Source organism: Pseudomonas yangonensis (assembly GCF_009932725.1).
In the GTDB taxonomy this organism is placed as follows: domain Bacteria; phylum Pseudomonadota; class Gammaproteobacteria; order Pseudomonadales; family Pseudomonadaceae; genus Aquipseudomonas; species Aquipseudomonas yangonensis.
On the sequence record NZ_BLJU01000009.1, the window covers coordinates 54559 to 76294 of the forward strand.

18 protein-coding genes are annotated in these 21736 nt (G+C 63.1%); 17 read left to right on the forward strand and 1 reads right to left on the reverse strand.

The window, feature by feature from the left end; translation table 11 throughout:
• Positions 1-78 precede the first annotated feature (78 nt).
• From GYB81_RS12975 to GYB81_RS13005, 7 genes are all read left to right on the forward strand, one after another.
• Positions 79-1056 (forward strand): dipeptidase, encoded by a 978-nt coding sequence (locus GYB81_RS12975; protein ID WP_161865839.1) that lies wholly within the window; start codon positions 79-81, stop codon positions 1054-1056.
• A 189-nt stretch (positions 1057-1245) separates the two neighbouring features.
• Complete coding sequence (locus GYB81_RS12980; RefSeq protein WP_161865838.1) at positions 1246-1776, forward strand: 4-vinyl reductase; 531 nt, start codon at positions 1246-1248, stop codon at positions 1774-1776.
• A gap of 85 nt (positions 1777-1861) precedes the next feature.
• On the forward strand, positions 1862-3919 hold the full coding sequence (gene dgcA, locus GYB81_RS12985) for a dimethylglycine demethylation protein DgcA (protein WP_161865837.1): 2058 nt from the start codon (positions 1862-1864) through the stop codon (positions 3917-3919).
• A 174-nt stretch (positions 3920-4093) separates the two neighbouring features.
• Positions 4094-6055 carry a dimethylglycine demethylation protein DgcB gene (gene dgcB / locus GYB81_RS12990; protein ID WP_161865836.1) on the forward strand — a complete coding sequence of 654 codons (1962 nt, stop codon included), beginning with the start codon at positions 4094-4096 and terminating at the stop codon, positions 6053-6055.
• 37 nt (positions 6056-6092) lie between these two features.
• Positions 6093-7325, forward strand: a complete 1233-nt coding sequence (gene etfA, locus GYB81_RS12995; protein ID WP_161865835.1) for an electron transfer flavoprotein subunit alpha — start codon at positions 6093-6095, stop codon at positions 7323-7325.
• A 101-nt stretch (positions 7326-7426) separates the two neighbouring features.
• Positions 7427-8200 carry an electron transfer flavoprotein subunit beta gene (gene etfB / locus GYB81_RS13000; RefSeq protein WP_161865834.1) on the forward strand — a complete coding sequence of 258 codons (774 nt, stop codon included), beginning with the start codon at positions 7427-7429 and terminating at the stop codon, positions 8198-8200.
• Between the two features lie 84 nt (positions 8201-8284).
• Positions 8285-8536, forward strand: a complete 252-nt coding sequence (locus GYB81_RS13005) for a hypothetical protein (RefSeq protein WP_024306591.1) — start codon at positions 8285-8287, stop codon at positions 8534-8536.
• Positions 8537-8626: 90 nt separating this feature from the next.
• On the opposite strand, the gene gbdR is transcribed toward GYB81_RS13005, so the two are convergent.
• Positions 8627-9724 (reverse strand): choline metabolism transcriptional regulator GbdR, encoded by a 1098-nt coding sequence (gene gbdR / locus GYB81_RS13010; RefSeq protein ID WP_161865833.1) that lies wholly within the window; start codon positions 9722-9724, stop codon positions 8627-8629.
• Positions 9725-10351: 627 nt separating this feature from the next.
• Between gbdR and GYB81_RS13015 the strand changes: the two genes are divergently transcribed.
• From GYB81_RS13015 to betA, 10 genes are all read left to right on the forward strand, one after another.
• Positions 10352-11248: a glycine betaine ABC transporter substrate-binding protein gene (locus tag GYB81_RS13015; RefSeq protein ID WP_161865832.1), complete on the forward strand. Its 897-nt coding sequence runs from the start codon at positions 10352-10354 to the stop codon at positions 11246-11248.
• A gap of 949 nt (positions 11249-12197) precedes the next feature.
• Positions 12198-13403 (forward strand): quaternary amine ABC transporter ATP-binding protein, encoded by a 1206-nt coding sequence (locus tag GYB81_RS13020; protein ID WP_161865831.1) that lies wholly within the window; start codon positions 12198-12200, stop codon positions 13401-13403.
• Positions 13396-14274, forward strand: coding sequence for a choline ABC transporter permease subunit (choW, locus tag GYB81_RS13025; RefSeq protein WP_161865830.1), 879 nt, complete (start codon positions 13396-13398; stop codon positions 14272-14274). Before GYB81_RS13020 ends, choW begins: the two co-directional genes overlap by 8 nt.
• A gap of 29 nt (positions 14275-14303) precedes the next feature.
• Positions 14304-15248, forward strand: coding sequence for a choline ABC transporter substrate-binding protein (locus GYB81_RS13030; RefSeq protein WP_161865829.1), 945 nt, complete (start codon positions 14304-14306; stop codon positions 15246-15248).
• Between the two features lie 208 nt (positions 15249-15456).
• Positions 15457-16308, forward strand: a complete 852-nt coding sequence (locus tag GYB81_RS13035) for a glycine betaine ABC transporter substrate-binding protein (RefSeq protein WP_161865828.1) — start codon at positions 15457-15459, stop codon at positions 16306-16308.
• A gap of 150 nt (positions 16309-16458) precedes the next feature.
• Complete coding sequence (locus GYB81_RS13040) at positions 16459-16818, forward strand: hypothetical protein (protein WP_161865827.1); 360 nt, start codon at positions 16459-16461, stop codon at positions 16816-16818.
• Between the two features lie 10 nt (positions 16819-16828).
• On the forward strand, positions 16829-17182 hold the full coding sequence (locus GYB81_RS24470; protein ID WP_178101818.1) for a hypothetical protein: 354 nt from the start codon (positions 16829-16831) through the stop codon (positions 17180-17182).
• 84 nt (positions 17183-17266) lie between these two features.
• Complete coding sequence (gene betI, locus GYB81_RS13050; protein ID WP_161865826.1) at positions 17267-17857, forward strand: transcriptional regulator BetI; 591 nt, start codon at positions 17267-17269, stop codon at positions 17855-17857.
• Between the two features lie 414 nt (positions 17858-18271).
• Positions 18272-19744, forward strand: a complete 1473-nt coding sequence (betB, locus tag GYB81_RS13055; RefSeq protein ID WP_161865825.1) for a betaine-aldehyde dehydrogenase — start codon at positions 18272-18274, stop codon at positions 19742-19744.
• Positions 19745-19912: 168 nt separating this feature from the next.
• A complete protein-coding gene (gene betA, locus GYB81_RS13060; RefSeq protein WP_161865824.1) occupies positions 19913-21610 on the forward strand; it encodes a choline dehydrogenase in 1698 nt (565 codons plus the stop codon).
• Positions 21611-21736: the final 126 nt, after the last annotated feature.

Consider the following 21736-nt stretch of genomic DNA (forward strand, 5'->3'; position numbering starts at 1 on the left):
CGGCCAGCCCCCCAGGGATAAGCTCTCCCCAAAGCGCCGACAGCCGTCTCGGCGCATCAGTATTAGGGGACAAGCCTGATGAGCCCAGCCGAATTGCACGCCGACAGCATCGTCATCGACGGTCTGATCATCGCCAAGTGGAACCGCGAACTGTTCGAAGACATGCGCAAAGGTGGCCTGACCGCCGCCAACTGCACCGTGTCCGTGTGGGAAGGTTTCCAGGCCACCGTCAACAGCATCGCCGCCAGCAGCAAGCTGATCCGCGAGAACAGCGACCTGGTGATGCCGGCACGCACCACCGCCGATATCCGCAAGGCCAAGGAGCTGGGCAAGACCGGCATCATCTATGGTTTCCAGAATGCCCACGCGTTCGAGGACCAGATCGGCTACGTCGAGGTGTTCAAGCAGCTCGGCGTGGGCATCGTGCAGATGTGCTACAACACCCAGAACCTGATCGGCACCGGCTGCTACGAACGTGACGGCGGCCTGTCCGGCTTCGGCCGCGAGATCGTCGCCGAGATGAACCGCGTGGGCATCATGTGCGACCTGTCCCACGTCGGCAGCAAGACCTCCGAGGAAGTCATCCTCGAGTCGAAGAAGCCGGTGACCTATTCCCACTGCCTGCCTTCCGGCCTGAAAGAGCACCCGCGCAACAAGTCCGACGAGGAACTGAAGTTCATCGCCGACCACGGCGGTTTCGTCGGCGTGACCATGTTCGCGCCGTTCCTGGCCAAGGGCATCGACTCGACCATCGAAGACTACGCCGAAGCCATCGAGTACGTGATGAACATCGTCGGTGAAGACGCCATCGGTATCGGTACCGACTTCACCCAGGGCCACGGCAAGGAATTCTTCGAATACCTGACCCACGACAAGGGCTACGCCCGTCGCCTGACCAACTTCGGCAAGATCATCAACCCACTGGGTATCCGTACCGTCGGCGAGTTCCCCAACCTCACCGAAACCCTGCTCAAACGCGGCCATTCCGAGCGCGTGGTGCGCAAGATCATGGGCGAGAACTGGGTACGCGTACTAGCCGACGTCTGGGGCGAATGATGAATACCTGCGGAGCCTACTGCGCCCACCGATAGCTGCGTCGTGTCCTCGCGACAAGCTCGCCGTACATGCGTACTGCTCTCGCTTGTCGCTGCGGGTCTCCTTGCTCTCGGCGTGCTCGCTACGGCTCCACAGGCATTCACCCGCATTTTTAAACACGCAAGATAACGAATTCTGGAGTTTGAACACATGGCCACCCACGCCCCCGAAATGCCCATCCTGGTCGACGACGAAACCGGCGTATGGACCACCGACGCCCTGCCGATGCTCTACGTACCGCGGCATTTCTTCGTCAACAACCATATCGGCATCGAGGAAGTGCTCGGCGCCGAGAAGTACGCCGAGATTCTCTACAAGGCCGGCTACAAGTCCGCCTGGCACTGGTGCGAGAAGGAAGCCGAGTGCCATGGCCTGTCCGGCGTAGCGGTATTCGAGCATTACATGAAGCGCCTGTCGCAGCGCGGCTGGGGTCTGTTCAAGATCCAGTCGATCGACCTCGAAGCCGGCACCTGCGAAGTGCGCCTGGACCACTCGGCCTTCGTCTACGTCTACGGCAAATGCGGGCGCCCGGTCGACTACATGTTCACCGGCTGGTTCGCCGGCGCCATGGATCAGATTCTGCAGGCTCAGGGCAGCAGCATCCGCACCTTCGCCGAGCAGGTCTACGGCGCCTCGCAGGAAGGCCACGACCACGGCCTGTTCCGCGTCAAACCGCTCTAAACAATAAAGACAGGAGGGAGGGCTTCACACACTGAAGCACCTCCCGACCAGAGACCCCAGGCCGCTTTTCCGTGAGGGTGCCGCAATGGCTTTTGAAGCAATGTTCCAGCCGATCCAGATCGGCAAACTGACCATCCGCAACCGTGTGCTTTCCACCGCACACGCCGAGGTCTACGCCACCGACGGCGGCATGACGACCGAGCGCTACGTCAAATACTACGAAGAGAAAGCCAAGGGCGGCATCGGTCTGGCCATCTGCGGCGGCTCGTCCGTGGTTGCCATCGACAGCCCGCAGGAGTGGTGGAGCTCGGTCAACCTGTCCACCGACCGTATCATTCCCCACTTCCAGAATCTTGCCGACGCCATGCACAAGCACGGCGCCAAGATCATGATCCAGATTACCCACATGGGTCGTCGCTCGCGCTGGGACGGTTTCAACTGGCCGACCCTGATGTCCCCGTCCGGCATCCGCGAACCCGTACACCGCGCCACTTGCAAGACCATCGAGGTCGAGGAAATCTGGCGCATCATCGGTAACTACGCCCAGGCCGCACGCCGGGCCAAGGAAGGCGGCCTGGACGGCGTCGAGCTGTCCGCCGTGCACCAGCACCTGATCGACCAGTTCTGGTCGCCGCGCGTGAACAAGCGTACCGACGAGTGGGGCGGCACCTTCGAAGGCCGGATGAAATTCGGTCTGGAAGTGCTCAAGGCCGTACGCGCCGAAGTCGGCGACGATTTCTGCGTCGGCATGCGCATCACCGGTGACGAATTCCACCCCGATGGTCTGTCGCATGAGGACATGAAGCAGATCGCGGCCTACTACGACGCCACCGGCATGCTCGACTTCATCGGCGTAGTGGGCTCGGGTTGCGACACCCACAACACCCTGGCCAACGTCATCCCGAACATGAGCTTTCCGCCGGAGCCTTTCCTGCACCTGGCGGCCGGCATCAAGGAAGTGGTCAAGGTGCCGGTGCTGCACGCGCAGAACATCAAGGACCCGAACCAGGCCACCCGTATTCTCGAGGGTGGTTACGTCGACATGGTCGGCATGACCCGCGCGCACATGGCTGACCCCCACCTGATCGCCAAGATCAAGATGGGCCAGGTCGACCAGATCAAGCAGTGCGTCGGTGCCAACTACTGCATCGATCGCCAGTATCAGGGCCTGGACGTGCTGTGCATCCAGAACGCTGCCACCAGCCGCGAATACATGGGCGTACCGCATATCATCGAGAAATCCACCGGGCCCAAGCGCAAGGTGGTGATCGTCGGTGGCGGCCCGGCCGGCATGGAGGCAGCCCGCGTGGCAGCCGAACGCGGCCATGACATCACCCTGTTCGAAAAGCAGGAACAACTGGGCGGCCAGATCACCCTGGCGGCCAAGGCGCCGCAACGCGACCAGATTGCCGGTATCACCCGCTGGTACCAGCTGGAGCTCGCTCGCCTGGGCGTCGATCTGCGTCTGGGCACTGCAGCCGATGAAGCCAGCATCCTCGATCTGCGTCCGGATATCGTGGTACTGGCCAACGGCGGCCACTCCTTCATCGAGCAGAACGAGCACTGGGGCGCTGCCGAGGGTCTGGTCGTCAGCAGCTGGGATGTACTGGCTGGCAAGGTCGAACCGGGCAAGAACGTGCTGGTGTACGACACCATCTGCGAATTCACCGGCATGTCCGTCGCCGACTTCCTCGCCGACAAGGGCTCGCAGGTGGAGATCGTCACCGACGACATCAAGCCGGGTGTGGCCATGGGCGGGACCACCTTCCCCACCTACTACCGCAGCCTGTATCCGAAAGAAGTCATCATGACCGGCGACCTGATGCTGGAGAAGGTCTACCGCGAGGGCGACAAGCTGGTTGCCGTACTCGAAAACGAGTACACCGGCGCCAAGGAAGAGCGCGTTGTCGACCAGGTGGTCGTGGAGAACGGCGTGCGTCCGGACGAAAGCCTGTACTACGCCCTCAAGGAAGGTTCGCGCAACAAGGGTCAGATCGACGTCGAAGCGCTGTTCGCGATCAAGCCTCAGCCTTGCCTGAGCGAGACCGGTGGCTACCTGCTGTTCCGCATCGGCGACTGCGTGGCCCAGCGCAATACCCACGCGGCGATCTACGACGCCTTGCGCCTGTGCAAGGACTTCTGATGCTGGTCTCCCCTCTCCCATGCTTCTTTTACGGAAAGCCGGGAGAGGGGTCGGGGGAGAGGGGCCGTTGGGCAGTGCCTTTCGGTCCCTGCTCCCCCTCTGCCTAACCCTCTCCCCGCAGGGGCGAGGGGACTGAACCGTGTTGTTTTCCGGTCCCGCGAAGGAGACCACAAGATGTTGAACACCATTCTCCCAATCCTGCTCTTCGCCGCCCTGGCCCTTGCGGTCATTGGCGCGGCCAAGCGCTTTTTCATGTGGCGTCGCGGCCGACCGTCGAAGGTCGACTGGATCGGCGGCCTGCTGAAGATGCCGCGCCGCTACCTGGTCGATCTGCACCATGTGGTCGAACGCGACAAGTACATGTCCAAGACCCACGTGGCCACTGCAGGTGGCTTCGTTCTCGCGGCGCTGCTGGCCATCGTCGTGCACGGTTTCGGCCTGCATAACCGTATCCTCGGCTTCGCCCTGCTGGCGGCCACGGTGCTGATGTTCGTCGGCGCCCTGTTCGTTGCCAAGCGTCGCCTGGATCCGCCGGCGCGCCTGTCGAAAGGCCCGTGGATGCGCCTGCCGAAAAGCCTGCTGATGTTCGCCGCCAGCTTCTTCATCGCCACACTGCCGGTAGCGGGCATCCTGCCCGAGAACTTCGGTGGCTGGGTGTTGGCCGTCATCCTCGCCGTTGGCGTGGCCTGGGGTGTGTCCGAGCTGTTCTTCGGCATGACCTGGGGCGGGCCGATGAAACACGCCTTCGCCGGTGCCCTGCACCTGGCCTGGCACCGCCGCGCCGAACGCTTCGGTGGCGGTCGTTCGACCGGCCTCAAAGCCCTCGATCTGGACAACCCGAAAGCCCCGCTGGGTGTTGAAAAGCCCACCGACTTCACCTGGAACCAGCTACTGGGCTTCGACGCCTGCGTGCAGTGCGGCAAGTGCGAGGCCATGTGCCCGGCCTTCGCCGCTGGCCAGCCGCTGAACCCGAAGAAGCTGATCCAGGATATGGTCATCGGCCTGGCCGGTGGCAATGACGCCAAGTTCGCCGGTTCGCCCTACCCCGGCAAGCCGCTGGGCGAACATAGCGGCGGCCCGCACCAGCCGATCGTGTCGCTGCAGGGCAAGGCGCTGGTGGATGCCGAGACCCTCTGGTCGTGCACCACTTGCCGCGCCTGCGTCGAGGAGTGCCCGATGATGATCGAGCACGTCGATGCCATCGTCGATATGCGCCGTCATCTCACCCTCGAGAAGGGCGCCACCCCGAACAAGGGTGCCGAGGTGCTGGACAACCTGATCGCCACCGACAACCCGGGCGGCTTCAATCCCGGCGGCCGCCTCAACTGGGCCGCCGACCTGAACCTGCCGCTGCTTGCCGACAAGCAAGAGACCGACGTGCTGTTCTGGGTCGGTGATGGCGCCTTCGACATGCGCAACCAGCGCACCCTGCGCGCCTTCGTCAAGATCCTCAAGGCTGCCGACGTCGACTTCGCCGTACTGGGCCTGGAAGAACGCGACAGCGGCGACGTGGCTCGCCGCCTGGGCGACGAAGCGACCTTCCAGCACCTGGCCAAGCGCAATATCGCCACCCTGGGCAAGTATCGCTTCAAGCGTATCGTCAGCTGCGACCCGCACAGCTTCCACGTGTTGAAGAACGAATACGGCGCACTCGGCGGCAACTACGAGGTACTGCACCACACCACCTATATCGAACAACTGGTCCGTGACGGCCTGCTGAACCTCGGTCAGAGCAAGGCTGGCAGCGTCACCTACCACGATCCATGCTACCTGGGCCGTTACAACGGCGAGTACGAAGCTCCGCGCTCAGTGCTCAAGGCCATCGGTATCGAAGTCAGGGAAATGGAACGTTCGGGCTTCCGCTCGCGCTGCTGCGGTGGCGGTGGCGGCGCGCCGATCACCGATATCCCCGGCAAGCAGCGGATCCCCGACATGCGCATGGTCGACATCAAGGAAACCGGCGCCGAACTGGTAGCCGTGGGTTGCCCGCAATGTACCGCGATGCTCGAAGGCGTGGTCGCACCGCGCCCGGAAATCAAGGACATCGCCGAACTGGTGGCCGAAGTGTTGATCGAGGCTACCGAGGTGGCGGCCAAGCGACCGAACGCCAAGCGCGAACTGGCGGAGGTGCAGTGATGAAACGACAACCCCAGCGCACTCAGGAGGCCCAGGCATGAGCGACATCATCCGCCGCGACCCTCGCGCCGAGTGGATCGCCCGTAACCGCCTGCATCCGCTCCATGCGGCCATGCAGAGCCAGAATCAGACCAGCTGGATGGGCCCCAACGGCATCATCCGCAAGAACCCGCACGCCATCGCCGCCGGTTTCATCGGCCCGGCGGGGCTCAAGCGTATCGATCGCAGCGGTGCTCAGCAGGGCACCGCCGGCAAACGCAGCAGTGCCAGCGTCGAGGTGCAGCTGCCGCTGCACGTCATCGAGCAACCGGCCTTCCACATCTGCGTGGTACCGGACATGGTCGGCGGCCGTCTGTCCAGCCATGACAAGGACCTGCTCGGCCTGGCCCGCAAGCTGGCTGGCGATAGCGGCGCTGTGGTTGCCGTGATATTCGGCGAGGACAAGGAAAGCGCCTTCGATACGGCCGGCGTCGACCGCCTGCTGCGCATCGCCGGTGACACCTTCGACGGCTACGCGCCGGAAGCCCGCGTACTGGCCCTGAGCGCTGTGGAGAGCCAGCTGGCGCCGCGCCACTGGCTGCTGCCCGACAGCCGCACCGGCGGCGGTGAACTGGGCCGGCGCCTGGCCGCCAAGCTCGGCGAGCGTCCTGCCACCCGTGTTTGGCAGGTCGCAGGCGAGCAGGCCACCGGGCGGGCCGGCAGTGGTCAGCAGGATATCCAGCGCGCGCTGCCTCGACTGATCCTGGCTGCCGCCGAGTGCGCCGAGCCGGTCAGCGAAACCCGTCATGAGGTCCGTCCGCTGGAGCTGGCCGAAAAGGTCGCCCACAGTCTGCCGCGTATCGAGGACCTCGGCCCGGTAGCCGTGGACCCGGCGCAGATCCCCATGGCCGAGGCCGAGTTCATTCTTTCCGGCGGCAACGGCGTGAAGGATTGGGACCTGTTCCACCAGGCCGCCGTCGCCCTCGGTGCCACCGAAGGCGCCTCGCGCGTGGCGGTGGACGATGGCTTCATGCCGCGTGACCGTCAGGTCGGCGCCACAGGCACCTGGGTCACCGCCCGCGTCTACCTGGCGGTGGGTATTTCCGGCGCCATCCAGCACCTGCAAGGTATCGGCGCCTGCGACAAGGTCGTCGCGGTGAACATGGATCCTGGCTGCGACATGATCAAACGTGCCGATCTCTCGGTGATCGGCGACTCGGCGGCGATCCTTCGCGCGCTGATGGAGCGCGTCGCCGCCTGGCGCCAGGAGGGCAAGCGTGAAGCGGCCTGATCCTCACCAATACGCCCTCGTGGGAGGGGCTTCAGCCGCGACAGATCGCGCGTATGGCCATATCGCGGCTAAAGCCGCTCCCACGGTTCGAGGTTGCCCAAATGACTGATCTGAATATCGTCGCCCTGGTCTCGGTCGGCGCCCACCCGACCTCAGCCCGCGCCCGTCGCGCCGAGCAGGATGCCCGCGCGGTGGAACTCGGCCTGCGTCTGGCCGGACAGAACCTGCAATTGCTGCATGCCGGCGACCCACAGGCCGAAGCGCTGCGCGGCTACCTGGGCATGGGCCTGGAACAGCTCGACGTGCTTGAACAGCCGGAAGGCGCCGACGCCCTGCCGCTGCTGGTCGACTACCTGCAAGGCAGTCGCACGCAGCTGGTACTCACCGGCAGCCAGGCGGAAACCGGCGAAGGCTCCGGCATGTTGCCGTTCCTGCTGGCCGAGCGCCTGGGCTGGCCGATGGTGGTTGGCCTGGCCGAAGTGGAGAAGGTCGAGAACGGCGTGGCGCAGGTGCTGCAGGCACTGCCACGTGGCCAGCGTCGCCGCCTCAAGGTACGCCTGCCGTGCGTGGCCAGCGTCGACAATGCCGCCCCGGTCGCGCGCCAGAGTGCCTTCGGGCCGGCTCGCCGTGGCCAGATCGAAGCTCATGAAGTCACCGTGATAGACGACCCACTGCTGGCCGAAGCCAGCCTGCAGCCGGCCAAACCACGACCGAAACGCCTGAAGGTGATCAAAGCCAAGACCGGTGCAGAACGCATGAAGGCCGCGACGGCCAAAGCCAGTGGTGGTGGTGGCAAGATACTCAAGGATGTCTCGCCACAGGAGGGTGCGGAGGCTATCTTCAACCTGCTGGTCGAAGAAGGCGTTCTGCGCTAGCAGGCGGTTGAAATACTGCCTGCATCGCCCTTGCCGCTTCGTCTACGTTGTTAAACGCCTGCTTTGCCACAAGGAGTCACGACCATGATGCACGCCGACCTCATCGACCAGGAAGATTTCCGCGAACGCCTGGTTGCACTGGGCCTGAGTATTCCTGCAGGCGCCACGCCGGAGCAATCCTGCGAGCTGGCCGTCAGCGGCCTCAGTCCGGAGCGTGCCGCGGCCCTGCGCCGCCTGGTGGAAGAGCTGCTCGGCGGCAGCGCTACCCTGCTGCCGAATGTGCGCGAAGCCATCAGTCGTCATCTGCTGCCGGCGCTGGTTCCAAAGCCGGCCTGAGCGAACGGCGCGGTGCAGGCTGCGACGCACGCACCAAAGCTCAAAAAAAACGGGGCGCCAGTGGCGCCCCGTTTTTCATCGCAGCCCGACTCAGATCCGTACGCTGGCGAATGTCGACTCGCCCTGAGCACGACTCAGCGCCAGTACCGCACTGGAGTTGACCTGATGATGTTCGGGAATCGGCAGTAGCGCCACCAGGTTGTGACCCTGCTGGCCAGCACGCTCGTCGCGCGGCGGAATGCCGAAATACTCGCGGTAGCACTTGGAGAAGTGCGGGGTGGAAACGAAGCCGCACACCGAAGCCACTTCGATGATCGACATGCTGGTCTGCTTCAGTAGCTGACGTGCACGGATCAGACGCAGCTTGAGGTAGTAGCGCGACGGCGAGCAGTGCAGGTACTTCTGGAACAAACGCTCGAGCTGACGACGGGAAATGTCGACGAAGCAGGCCAGCTCGTCGAGGTCGATCGGCTCCTCCAGGTTAGCCTCCATCAGCGCGACGATCTCCTGCAGCTTTGGCTGGTTGCTGCCGAGCATGTGCTTGAGCGGTACGCGCTGGTGATCCTGTTCGTTGCGGATGCGCTCGTAGATGAACATCTCGGAAATGCCGGCCGCCAGTTCACGCCCGTGCTGCTGACCGATCAGGTGCAGCATCATGTCCATCGGCGCGGTGCCGCCGGACGAGGTATTGCGATTGCGGTCGATGGAGAACAGGCGGGTGGTGATGGCCGCACGCGGGAAGGCTTCCTGCATCGAGGCCAGACATTCCCAGTGCACGCTGCAATCGTAGCCATCGAGCAGTCCGGCCTTGGCCAGCGCCCAGCTGCCGGTGCATACCGCGCCAAGCTGGCGGCCCTGGCGTGCCTGCAGCTGCAACCAGCTGACATGCTCGCGCTTGACGCTGTGCTGGATGTCGACACCGCCACAGACGATCACCGCGTCCAGTGCCGGCGCATTCTGTATGGAGGTATCGGGGGTGATCTGCAGTCCATCGCTGGCGCTGACGGGCAGGCCGTCGAGCGTAAGCGTGTGCCAGCGATACAGTTCCTTGCCGGAGAGCTGGTTGGCCATGCGCAGGGGCTCCACCGCCGAGGCCAGGGAAATCAGTGTGAAATTATCCAGGAGCAGGAAGCCGATGGACTGGGGGGCACGGTTCTGGGATTGCGACCCTTGGCTGGACTGCGACATCGATGAAACCCTCACGCTAAGCACGGTGTCGGCCCGACGGTAGCGGACCGTAGTTTTGTTATGGTGCTGGTTCGAGACCAGCTGGTCATGTAAAACAGGCAAAGCCCATGCCGAAATTGATCAGGCCTTCAATAAAAAATCATGTCCACGCCACCCGGGCTTTCCAAGCCTCGGCACAGCACCCGCAAACGATCCAGAAAGCCCGATATCAAGGGCTCTGTGCATTTCGGTAGCACTACTGAGGATACCCCCTACACAGACTTGTCGAGGCAGTAACGGATGGGCGGTAACAGGCTCTTCGAACAGCCGCTCGAGGCAGGCCCGGCACGCACCAAAAGCTGGCGGAAATCGCTTCGCTCGCCCCACCCCGGCTCATGATTCGGCTTTTCCAAAAAAAGGCGATTCGCCATCAGCCATTAGGCCACTCACAGCCGGAAACAGCGCCCTCAAGCGGTTCGATAATCAGCTCGCACCCGCTACGCCATTCACACCTTCCGCAGGTGGAAATAGGCAAGACCAACGGAACGGCAACCCTGGGTAAGTGGAGGTCGTTTTTCACGATGCAGACGGCCCGCCATTTGCTTTCTAGTCAGCAACTCAATTTCTTTGAACAGGCAGGTGTGATCCATGAAACGACTCGCTCACTGGCTACTCGCATTCGGCCTGCTTTATGGCTCCACCCTGCAGGCTGCCGAGGCAGAACGCTGTGAGTTGATCACCCTCGCCGATGTCGGCTGGACCGATATCACCATGACCACCGCCGTCGCCCGCCTGATACTGTCTGACCTGGGCTATCGCACTCAGGTGAAGCGGCTGTCGCTTCCGGAAACCTATCAGGCCCTCGCCGATGGCAACGTCGATGTCTTTCTCGGCAGCTGGATGCCGGCGCAGAGCCAATTGGTAGAGCCCCATCTGCAAAGCGGCCGCATCGAAAAACTGCAAACCAACCTGCCCACAGTGCGCTACACCCTCGCCGTGCTCGAGCCGGCGCATAAGGCGGGCCTGAAGGACTTCGCCGATATCCACCGTTTCAAGGATGAATTGCGAGGCCAGATTTTCGGCATCGAACCTGGCAACGAAGGCAACGAAATGGTCAAGACCATGATCCGCGAGAATGTCTTCGGTCTGCGTGATTTCACCTTGGTGGAAAGCAGTGAAAAGGGCATGCTCAACCATGTCGAACGCGCTCAGCAGATGGGCCGCTCCGCAGTGTTCCTGGGCTGGGAGCCGCACCCGATGAATGATCGGCTGCGCATGTTCTACCTTTCCGGCGGCGACCAGTATTTCGGCCCCAACTATGGCGCGGCACAGGTCAATACCGTCACGCGTGGCGGCCTTGCCAGCGAGTGCCCGAACGTGGCCCAGCTGTTTCGCAACATGGTCTTTACCATCGCAGCGGAGAACCAGCTGATGAGCGGCGTGCTCGAGGGCAATACCAACCGGCGGCGCGTGGCCAAACAGTGGATGGACAAGAATCCCGAAATGGTCAACGGCTGGCTGGTGGGCGTAAGCCGAAGACCCTAAAAACGGCGTTAAAATCGGCTAAAAACCCTTTTCATGCCGATAAATAGCCGAATCACCGCTCATAAAATCCGTCTTTGAAGGTGGCCATTTTCCCGATTTCGCTGCTGCTGAGGTCGCGGCGAGCAGTCATGGGTCTGTAAAGGGCCTTGCGGGGCAAAATTGATCTTTTTCTCCTCGCCGCTGTCAATTTTTTTCAACACATGCGCAGCCCCCGTGAAACGGTGCCTGAAGCCCTTTCGGCGCATGAAGAACCGCGCCACACGTGGCTTTGATGGTTGACCCGGGGGTAAAAAAGTCTGTTAAGGTTTTTAACGCGTGTGCCGCACCGCTCATTTGGAACCTAACCGGGGGGATTAAACAGTTTTGGACTCGCCCAACATCGACGGCTCGATAGCGGCGAAAAACGGTAAACACGCAGCGGACAGCGCCATGTCGTCGCGCAATATGTCAGAGTCGCAAACCGATAATTGCGCAGCCTGCAAGGCTATATCGTTGAGTCAGCCGATGACGTCGCTGCCGACTCCTTCAGAGGGGCGGCAGACCGGGGCCCCACAACCCCGGACCGAAGAACAGATAAGCGCTGGCCCACCACGGGCGCCAGCCCAACAAGAAATTTCGGATGTACGCATGTTCCAGGAAGGGACATGAACCCCCAACGGACTGGATTTCGAAACACTGCCAGAGGGTTTGGAAAGCGGTTTGCAGCACGGCAAGGCAGCAATCACTCATCTACACGATTTAACGGCGCGACGGGCCACAGCAACCGCCAGCGTGTCGCTTGAACGTGCCCGAGTGCCGGCACCCGGCAGCGCAGCGAAACGTTCGCCTACCTCGACTTTCAGAAAACACCCACAAATATCAGAGGTCTGTCACAGCCGTTCTACGCTTCGATGATGCGTGCCCAGCCGTGCCAGCGCCACCTGGATGCCGATTGAAGGGGAAACGTCCCATGCAGTCTGGAAAGATCGTGGTCGAACACCTGTACAAGGTTTTCGGCTCTAACCCACAAGAGGCTATTGGCCTGCTCAAGGAAGGCTGGAGCAAAGAGAAAATCCTCGCCGAGAAAGGCGCAGTAATCGGAGTCAGCGACGTGTCGTTCAGCGTCGAGGAAGGCGAGATCTTCGTCCTCATGGGCCTGTCCGGCTCCGGTAAATCCACCCTGATCCGTCTGATCAACCGCCTGGTCGAACCCAGCGCCGGCGATGTCTACATTGACGGCCAGAACGTGGCCAAGCTGCCGCAATCGCAGCTGATCGACCTGCGCCGCCGCGACATGAGCATGGTCTTCCAGTCCTTCGCCCTGATGCCTTCGCGCAGCGTGCTGGACAATGCCGCCTTCGGCCTGGAAGTGGCCGGTGTCGGACGCAAGGAGCGCGAGCAACGGGCGATGGAAGTGCTCAAGCAGGTGGGTCTCGATACCTTCGCCCACAAGTACCCGAACGAGCTCTCCGGCGGCATGCAGCAGCGCGTAGGCCTGGCCCGAGCCCTCGCGGTCAACCCGTCGATGATCATCATGGACGAGGCCTTCTCGGCCCTCGACCCGCTCAAGCGCCGCGAAATGCAGGACGTGCTGCTGGAGCTGCAGAAGACCCACCGCCGCACCATCATCTTCGTCTCCCACGACATCGAAGAAGCCATGCGCATCGGTACCCGCATCGGCATCATGGAAGGCGGCAAGCTGATTCAGGTCGGCACTCCGCAGGAGCTGATCGAGAAGCCGGCCAACGAATACGTACGCAACTTCTTCGATACGGTCGACACCAGCCGTTATCTCACCGCCGGCCAGCTCAAGGCCGACAGCGTGCCGACCTACGTGTACAACGGCAAGGCACCGGACGCGGCGAAGATCTGCAAGGAGCTGCAGGCGCTGGACAAGCACTACGCCTTCATCGTCGATGAGCAGAACAACTTCCAGGGTTCCATCAGCCTCGAGAAGATCGCCCTGATGGTCGATGGCGACGAGCCTCGACCACTGGAGACCAATGCGCTCAAGCAGGTGGTCCCGGTTCCCGAGGACATGCCACTGGAGGACGTCATCAGCCGCCTGGTGGACAACGAAGGGCCGATCCCGGTGGTGGATGCCGAAGGCCATTACTGTGGCGCCATCAGCAAGGGCCGTCTGCTGACCCGCCTGCAGGGGGAATCCCATGAGTGACAAGAAGCTCGACCTGGGCAGCTGGGTCAACGACGTCGTCCAGCACCTGCTGGACAACTACAGCGGTGTGTTCGACAGCATCGGTCAACTGGTCAGCGGTTTCTCCGAGGGCATCGAGAACCTGCTGATGCTGCCGCCGGCCTGGCTGCTCATTGCCATTTTCGTCGGCCTCGGTCTGTGGCGCATCGGCGTACGCTTCGCAATCTTCACTGCGGTGGCCTTCGTCCTCATCGTCATGACCGGCTTCTGGGAACAGACCGTGGTCACCCTCGGCCTGACCTTCTCCTCGACGCTGATCAGCCTGCTGCTGGGCATCCCGCTGGGGATCTGGGCGGCACGCAGCGAGCGCGTGGCGACCATCATTCGACCGATTCTCGACTTCATGCAGACCATGCCGGCGTTCGTCTACCTGATCCCGGCAGCCATGCTCTTCGGCCTGGGTCGCGTGCCCGGCATCATCGCCACGGTGATCTTCGCCATGCCGCCGGCGGTGCGCCTGACCAGCCTGGGCATTCGCCAGGTGAACAAGGAAATCGTCGAGGCCGGCCAGTCGTTCGGCTGCACCAGCCGCCAGTTGCTGTTCAAGGTCCAGCTGCCCAACGCCATGCCGTCGATCATGGCCGGGGTCAACCAGACCATCATGATGGCCCTGTCGATGGTGATCATCGCCTCGATGGTCGGTGCCGGCGGCCTGGGTAACGACGTGCTGGCGAGTATCCAGCGCCTGGATATCGGTCTAGGCTTCGAGAGCGGCATGGCCGTGGTGTTGCTGGCGATCATCCTCGACCGCATCACCGAAAGCTTCGGCACCAAACAGACCGCCAAGCGCGGCGTGTTCGCCTGGTTCAGCGGCAAACTGCAGCGCCAGTAAATACTTTTTCACTTCACAGGGAACCGCAGATGAAATTGTTCAAGACCACCGCCGCCATTGGCCTTTTGTCCTGCGCACTGATGCAGGGCGCCATGGCCGCGGAGCCGGCGAGCTGCAAGCAGGTACGTTTCGCCGAGATCGGCTGGGCCGACATTGCCGCCACCACCGGCGTGGCCATGACCCTGGTCGAAGGCCTGGGCTATCAGCCACGCAAGATCATGGCTTCGGTACCGATCGCCTTCACCGGTGTGAAAAGCGGCCAGGTCGACGTGTTCCTCGGCTACTGGGCGCCCTCGATGGACTCGGTAATCGAGCCCTTCCTCAAGGATGGCGGCGTCAAGGTGCTGGAGAAAGCCAACCTCGAAGGCGCCAAGTACACCCTGGCGGTACCGACCTATGCGGCCGAAGCCGGGCTGAAGAGCTTTCAGGACATCGCCAAGTTCAAGGACCAGCTGGGCGGCAAGATCTACGGCATCGAGCCGGGTAACGACGGCAACCTGCTGATCGACGGCATGATCAAGAACAACCAGTTCGACCTGGGCGACTTCCGCATGGTCGAGTCCAGCGAAGCCGGCATGCTGGTCCAGGTGTCACGCGCCATCAAGAAGAAGGAGCCGGTAGTGTTCCTCGGCTGGGCGCCGCACCCGATGAACACCCAGCACGACATCACCTACCTGTCCGGTGGTGACGACGTGTTCGGCCCTGACTATGGCGCAGCCAAGGTCTACACCGTGGTACCGCCGGATTACGAAGCGCGCTGCGCCAACGTCGGCAAACTGCTGAACAACCTGCAGTTCACCGTCGATATCGAAAGCCAGCTGATGGAAAAGGTCCTGGAGAAGGAAAACCCGCAGAACGTCGCCAAGGAGTGGATCAAGGCCAATCCGGCGATCCTCGACCAGTGGCTGAGCGGTGTGACCACCTTCGACGGTCAGGACGGTGTAGCCGCCGTGAAGAAACACGTCGGGCTGTAACAGGCCACGACCCGATTCGGGCTCGAACCTGGGGGTTCGAGCCTGGAAACCTCCTCGCTGAATACTAGCGGCCGATTTTGGCCGTGACGGCGAGGCTTTGCCCGCGAACCGGCAATCTGCTGCGCAACACGGTTTCGCAAGGCCCGCAATGAGAACGAGCCAGTCAACGACTTTGCAACTGCCACTCAACTGACGGAGCAACACCACAATGCGCGTACTCAAACACCTCTGCCTCGGCGCTGCCGCCCTGGCCATCGGCATGGGCAGTGCCCTGGCCGCCGACAAACCCACCCTGAAGATCGGCTACGTCAACGGCTGGGACGACAGCGTTGCCGTTACCCACGTCGCCGGTGAAATCCTGCAAAGCCGCCTCGGCTACACGGTCGAGCTGAAGCCGGTCGAGCCGGCGATCATGTGGCAGGGCGTCGCCCGCGGCGACCTCGACGCCACGCTTTCCGCCTGGCTGCCAGCCACCCACGGCGAATACTACGAGAAGCTCAAGGACAAGGTTGAGGTGCTCGGCACCAACTACTCCGGTGCCAAGATCGGTCTGATCGTGCCGGACTACGTCGAGGCCAAGACCATCGAAGACCTGGAGAAATACGCCAAGGACTTCGACGGCAAGATCACCGGCATCGATGCTGGTGCCGGAGTGATGCGCCGTACCGAGGACGCCATCAAGGAATACAACCTGTCCAGCATCAAGCTGATGCCGAGCTCCGGCCCGGCCATGGCCACCGCCCTGACCCGTGCCGAGAAGGCGCAGAAGCCGATCGTGGTCACCGGCTGGATTCCGCACTGGATGTTCGCCAAGTGGAAACTGCGCTTCCTCGAAGATCCGAAGAAAGTCTTCGGCGACGACGAGCGCGTCGACACCGTGGCCAACCCGCAGCTCAAGGGCAAGGCTGCCGACGCTGCTGCCTTCCTCGGCAAGATTTCCTGGAGCGGCGAAGAAGTCGGTTCGGTGATGCTGGCCATTCGTGAAGGCGCCAAGCCGGATCAGGCCGCCAAGGACTGGATCGCCAAGAACCCGGATCGCGTCGACAGCTGGCTGAAATAAGCCACGCACCTGTAACACCACAAAGCGGGCTTCGGCCCGCTTTGTCGTTTCTGCCGAGTCCGAGTTCAAGTTTTCGGACATCGCCACTGGGACATGGACGGCATGCCCTCTAGACTCTCGCCCCCCGAAAACGAACAGACCGAGAACGCAATGAAAAGTACCGCCGTCGTCTTCGCCACTATTGGCTGCCTTACCCTGCTGACGTTCCTGTTCGTCTACACCAGCTCGATCAACATTTTCCTGATCTGGGACGCAAAGACCTACCGCTATCTGGCCATCTGCGCCGGGCTGATGATCGCAGCCATCTTCGGGGCGGCTCTGCTTGCGGCCGGCAAGACCGGTACCTCGGGCCCGGCTATCGCCGTCCTGCTGCTTACGGCACTGATCACCCAGCTCCTGTTCGGTTTCGATCTGTATACCGTCATGGCAGTCGGACTGCTGTATGCCGCCGCGCTGATCGAGTGCACCGCACTGAACTCGGATACCGTCGAAGAGTCGCAGCAGCAGTGACCGACGCCCCATGAGCACGCCTCGCCATCTCCCCAGGCGGCCGTCCCGCAATGGTCTGGAGAGCTGGATACAGACCATTGCCGCCCTTCCCGAGGGCCATAAGTTAATGCTTCTGCCCTACCTTCCTGCCTGGCTTGCGCCCGCTTCCTGGAGCCTGTGGGGGGCCGGCGCCGGCGCGTTCGGCATGTTCATTTGCCTGACGGTCGCCCTGTATTCCATTCGCTGCAACGAGCGCACGCAGACTGCTGTGCTGTACGTCGGGGACGCACGTAGCGTTACCTGGCTCTTCTTCAGCCACCTGTCGCAGGGCCTGGGACTGAGCATCGCCCTGTTTCTGCCACATCTTCTGCTTACAGGCCGCTGACTGCAGACACCGCAGCACGCATTGATTGATCGCTCAGTCAAAAACTGCCTAGACTTCGGCTCCCTGCCCCTCACGGAGAGCCCCATGCCCAAGGTCGGCATGCAGCCCATTCGCCGCTCGCAACTGATCGCCGCCACGCTGGAAGCCGTTGACCAGGTTGGCATGGCCGATGCCAGCATTGCCTATATCGCCCGCCTGGCGGGCGTTTCCAACGGCATCATCAGCCACTACTTCAGGGACAAGAACGGCCTGCTCGAAGCCACCATGCGCCACCTCATGCAGGCGTTGCGCGATGCCGTCGCCCAGAGGCGCCAGGCGTTGGACGACGACAGCCCGCGCGCGCACCTGAAGGCGATGATCGATGGCAACTTCGACGACAGCCAGGTCAGCGGCCCGGCGATGAAAACCTGGCTGGCGTTCTGGGCCAGCAGCATGCACCAGCCGGCCCTGCGGCGCCTGCAGCGGGTCAACGATCACCGCCTCTATTCCAACCTGTGCGGCCAGTTCCATCGCGCCCTGCCGCAGGATCAGGCGCGCCTCGCCGCCCGCGGTCTGGCCTCGCTGATCGATGGTCTGTGGCTGCGTGGCGCGCTGTCCGGTGAAGCCTTCGATACCGAGCAGGCGCGCCATATCGCCTACGACTACCTCGACCTGCAGCTGGCCAAGGCCCGTTAGGAGTTTCCGGCGGCGCCTTCCAAAAACCCTGGTGGGCCAAAGCCCACCCTAAGGCCGCGTAGGACCGAGAACCTGTACCCGTTGCTCACTTGATATGTCGCGTTTGGCTGCGCCCTGTCGTTTTTATTGATTGATCGTTCAATTTAAATAAAATAGGCTGTTATCCAAGAACCTCTTCACGATCTCGCGAGCTAGAAGCCATACAACACCGATGGCGGCCCCGCAAAAACAGGCGAGGACGCGGAAGTTACCGGCTGTAAATGAGCAGTACTCGCTTCGCTCGCCCCTCCGGGGCCGCACTAAAGTGCGTTAGCCGCAAGCGGCTTGCCGAGCCTGTTTTTAACGCAGTAGGGCCGACGCGCAGCAGGTCGTGAATAGGTTCTAAGCAGATTGACCGAACTCAGAGGACAGCCCATGCCCCGCTTCGCCGAACAGCAGCTCTACATCGGCGGCCAGTACGTCGCCGCCAGCAGTGGAGAAACCTTCGACAGCATCAACCCGGCTACCGGTGAGGTGCTGGCCAAGGTGCAGCGCGCCAGCCAGGCGGACGTCGATCGCGCCGTGGCCAGCGCCGCCGAAGGGCAGAAGCTATGGGCGGCGATGACTGCCATGCAGCGCTCGCGCATTCTGCGCAAGGCGGTGGATATCCTGCGCGCGCGCAACGATGAGCTGGCCGAGCTGGAAACCCTCGACACCGGCAAGCCATTGTCCGAAACCCGCTACGTCGACATCGTCACCGGCGCCGATGTGCTGGAGTACTACGCGGGCCTGATCCCGGCCATCGAAGGCGAGCAGATCCCGCTGCGCGAAACGTCTTTCGTCTACACCCGCCGCGAACCGCTCGGCGTGGTCGCCGGCATCGGCGCGTGGAACTACCCGATCCAGATCGCCCTGTGGAAATCCGCCCCGGCCCTGGCTGCCGGCAACGCGATGATCTTCAAGCCCAGCGAAGTGACCTCGCTGACCGCGCTGAAGCTGGCCGAGATCTACACCGAGGCCGGCCTGCCCGCGGGCGTGTTCAACGTGCTCACCGGCAGCGGCCGCGAAGTCGGCCAGTGGCTGACCGAGCATCCGGGTATCGAGAAGGTGTCCTTCACCGGCGGTACCGTCACCGGCAAGAAGGTGATGGCCAGCGCCTCCAGCTCCAGCCTCAAGGAAGTGACCATGGAGCTGGGCGGCAAATCGCCCTTGATCGTGTTCGAAGACGCCGACCTCGACCGCGCCGCCGACATCGCGGTAATGGCCAACTTCTACAGCTCCGGCCAGGTGTGCACCAACGGCACCCGCGTGTTCGTGCCGCGCATGTTGCAGGCGCGTTTCGAGGCCAAGGTGCTGGATCGGGTCAAGCGCATCCGCCTTGGCGATCCGCTGGATGACGCCACCAACTTCGGCCCGCTGGTCAGCTACGCGCACATGGAGAGCGTGCTCGGCTACATCGACAAGGGCCGCAGCGAAGGCGCGCGCCTGTTGATCGGTGGCGTGCGCGTCACCGACGGCGACTACGCCAAGGGCGCCTACGTGGCGCCAACCGTGTTCACCGATTGCCGGGACGACATGACCATCGTGCGCGAGGAAATCTTCGGCCCGGTGATGAGCATCCTCATCTACGACGACGAAGACGAAGTGATCCGCCGCGCCAACGACACCGACTACGGCCTGGCTGCCGGCGTGGTGACCCGCGACCTCAACCGTGCGCACCGGGTGATCCACAAGCTGGAAGCCGGTATCTGCTGGATCAACACCTGGGGCGAGTCGCCGGCCGAGATGCCGGTGGGCGGCTACAAGCAGTCCGGCGTCGGCCGCGAGAACGGCCTGGTCACCCTCGGCCACTACACCCGCATCAAGTCGGTGCAGCTAGAAATGGGCGATTACACCTCGGTGTTCTGAGCGCCAACGCCACGCCATGTAGGAGCGGCCGGGCGGCGCACCGTTTGTTCCGCGAAAGCATCGCGGCTGAAGCCGTTCCTACAAGAAGATCGTCGCCCCGTAGCCCGGATGCAATCCGGGAACCGTCACCGCGTTTTCCCGGATCGCAACCGGGCAGCAGGAGGAGCCATGTCGCAAGAGTTCGATTACATCATCATCGGCGCCGGCTCGGCCGGTAACGTCCTGGCCACTCGCCTGACCGAAGATGCAGACGTCAGCGTGCTGCTGCTCGAAGCCGGCGGCCCCGACTATCGCCTGGATTTCCGCACCCAGATGCCCGCCGCCCTGGCCTTCCCGCTGCAGGGCCGACGCTACAACTGGGCCTACGAGACCGACCCCGAGCCGCACATGAACAACCGCCGCATGGAGTGCGGGCGCGGCAAGGGCCTGGGCGGGTCCTCGCTGATCAACGGCATGTGCTACATCCGCGGCAACGCGCTGGACTTCGACAACTGGGCCAAGGCCAAGGGCCTGGAAGACTGGACCTACCACGACTGCCTGCCCTACTTCCGCAAGGCGGAAACCCGTGACATCGGCCCCAACGACTACCACGGCGGCGACGGTCCGGTCAGCGTGACCACGCCCAAGGTCGGCAACAATCCGCTGTTCCACGCCATGGTCGAGGCCGGGGTGCAGGCCGGCTATCCGCGCACGGACGACCTCAACGGCTATCAGCAGGAAGGCTTCGGCCCGATGGATCGTACCGTGACCCCCGAAGGCCGCCGCGCCAGCACCGCCCGTGGTTACCTGGATCAGGCGCGGGGGCGGCCCAACCTGACCATCGTCACCCATGCCACCACCGACCGCATTCTGTTCGACGGCAAGCGCGCCAGCGGCGTCAGCTACCTGATCGGCAACGCCAACGAGCCCACCATTGCCCGTGCTCGCCGCGAAGTGCTGCTGTGCGCCGGCGCCATCGCCTCGCCGCAGATCCTGCAGCGCTCCGGGGTCGGCCCCGCCGCCCTGCTGCGCGAGCTGGACATCGCCCTGGTGCACGAGCTGCCCGGCGTCGGCCAGAATCTGCAGGATCACCTGGAGATGTACCTGCAGTACGCCTGCACCCAACCGGTGTCGCTGTACCCGGCGCTCAAGCTGCTCAACCAGCCCGGTATTGGCGCCCAGTGGCTGTTCACCGGCAACGGCATCGGCGCCAGCAACCAGTTCGAGGCCGGCGGCTTCATCCGCACCCGCTCCGAGTTCGCCTGGCCCAATATCCAGTTCCACTTCCTGCCGGTAGCAATCAACTACAACGGCAGCAACGCGGTGAACGAGCACGGCTTCCAGGCCCACGTCGGCTCCATGCGCTCGCCCAGCCGCGGGCGCATTCAGCTCAAGTCGAAAGATCCGCGCCAGCATCCGAGCATCCTGTTCAACTACATGAGTCATGAGCAGGACTGGCAGGAGTTTCGCGATGCCATCCGCATCACCCGCGAGATCATGGCGCAGCCTGCGCTCGACCCCTACCGCGGCCGCGAGATCAGCCCCGGCATCGACTGCCAGAGCGATGCCGAACTGGACGCCTTTATCCGCGAGCACGCGGAGACCGCCTTCCACCCGTCCTGCTCGTGCAGGATGGGGGAGGACGACATGGCGGTGGTCGACGGCCAGGGCCGCGTGCACGGCGTGCAGGGCCTGCGCGTGGTGGACGCCTCGATCATGCCCGAGATCATCACCGGCAACCTCAACGCCACCACCATCATGATGGCCGAGAAGATCGCCGACCGGATCCGCGGGCGCCAGCCGCTGCCACGCAGCACCGCGCCCTACTTCGTCGCGGGCGAGCGACCCGTGCGTGGTCAACCGCAGCGAGAAGTCTCGGCAGCCTGACACTGGCAGGGCCCGTGCCCCCTATCCGGGCCCTACAACCAAATCGCATCTCAATGCAGCGGTAACTCCAGACCATGCCAACCGAGGCTCTCCCCTGGAGCGAATTCATTCGCGCTCTTCGCTGCA

Excerpts from the sequence above, each read along its gene's own strand:
- betI (WP_161865826.1), top strand. The coding sequence starts at position 17,267 with ATGCCCAAGGTCGGCATGCAGCCCATTCGCCGCTCGCAACTGATCGCC.
- GYB81_RS12975 (WP_161865839.1), top strand. The coding sequence starts at position 79 with ATGAGCCCAGCCGAATTGCACGCCGACAGCATCGTCATCGACGGTCTG.
- dgcA (WP_161865837.1), top strand. The coding sequence starts at position 1,862 with ATGGCTTTTGAAGCAATGTTCCAGCCGATCCAGATCGGCAAACTGACC.
- GYB81_RS13005 (WP_024306591.1), top strand. The coding sequence starts at position 8,285 with ATGATGCACGCCGACCTCATCGACCAGGAAGATTTCCGCGAACGCCTG.
- GYB81_RS13020 (WP_161865831.1), top strand. The coding sequence starts at position 12,198 with ATGCAGTCTGGAAAGATCGTGGTCGAACACCTGTACAAGGTTTTCGGC.
- etfB (WP_161865834.1), top strand. The coding sequence starts at position 7,427 with ATGACTGATCTGAATATCGTCGCCCTGGTCTCGGTCGGCGCCCACCCG.
- betB (WP_161865825.1), top strand. The coding sequence starts at position 18,272 with ATGCCCCGCTTCGCCGAACAGCAGCTCTACATCGGCGGCCAGTACGTC.
- GYB81_RS13030 (WP_161865829.1), top strand. The coding sequence starts at position 14,304 with ATGAAATTGTTCAAGACCACCGCCGCCATTGGCCTTTTGTCCTGCGCA.
- gbdR (WP_161865833.1), bottom strand. The coding sequence starts at position 9,724 with ATGTCGCAGTCCAGCCAAGGGTCGCAATCCCAGAACCGTGCCCCCCAG.
- GYB81_RS12980 (WP_161865838.1), top strand. The coding sequence starts at position 1,246 with ATGGCCACCCACGCCCCCGAAATGCCCATCCTGGTCGACGACGAAACC.
- dgcB (WP_161865836.1), top strand. The coding sequence starts at position 4,094 with ATGTTGAACACCATTCTCCCAATCCTGCTCTTCGCCGCCCTGGCCCTT.
- etfA (WP_161865835.1), top strand. The coding sequence starts at position 6,093 with ATGAGCGACATCATCCGCCGCGACCCTCGCGCCGAGTGGATCGCCCGT.
- GYB81_RS13035 (WP_161865828.1), top strand. The coding sequence starts at position 15,457 with ATGCGCGTACTCAAACACCTCTGCCTCGGCGCTGCCGCCCTGGCCATC.
- GYB81_RS24470 (WP_178101818.1), top strand. The coding sequence starts at position 16,829 with ATGAGCACGCCTCGCCATCTCCCCAGGCGGCCGTCCCGCAATGGTCTG.
- choW (WP_161865830.1), top strand. The coding sequence starts at position 13,396 with ATGAGTGACAAGAAGCTCGACCTGGGCAGCTGGGTCAACGACGTCGTC.
- GYB81_RS13040 (WP_161865827.1), top strand. The coding sequence starts at position 16,459 with ATGAAAAGTACCGCCGTCGTCTTCGCCACTATTGGCTGCCTTACCCTG.
- betA (WP_161865824.1), top strand. The coding sequence starts at position 19,913 with ATGTCGCAAGAGTTCGATTACATCATCATCGGCGCCGGCTCGGCCGGT.
- GYB81_RS13015 (WP_161865832.1), top strand. The coding sequence starts at position 10,352 with ATGAAACGACTCGCTCACTGGCTACTCGCATTCGGCCTGCTTTATGGC.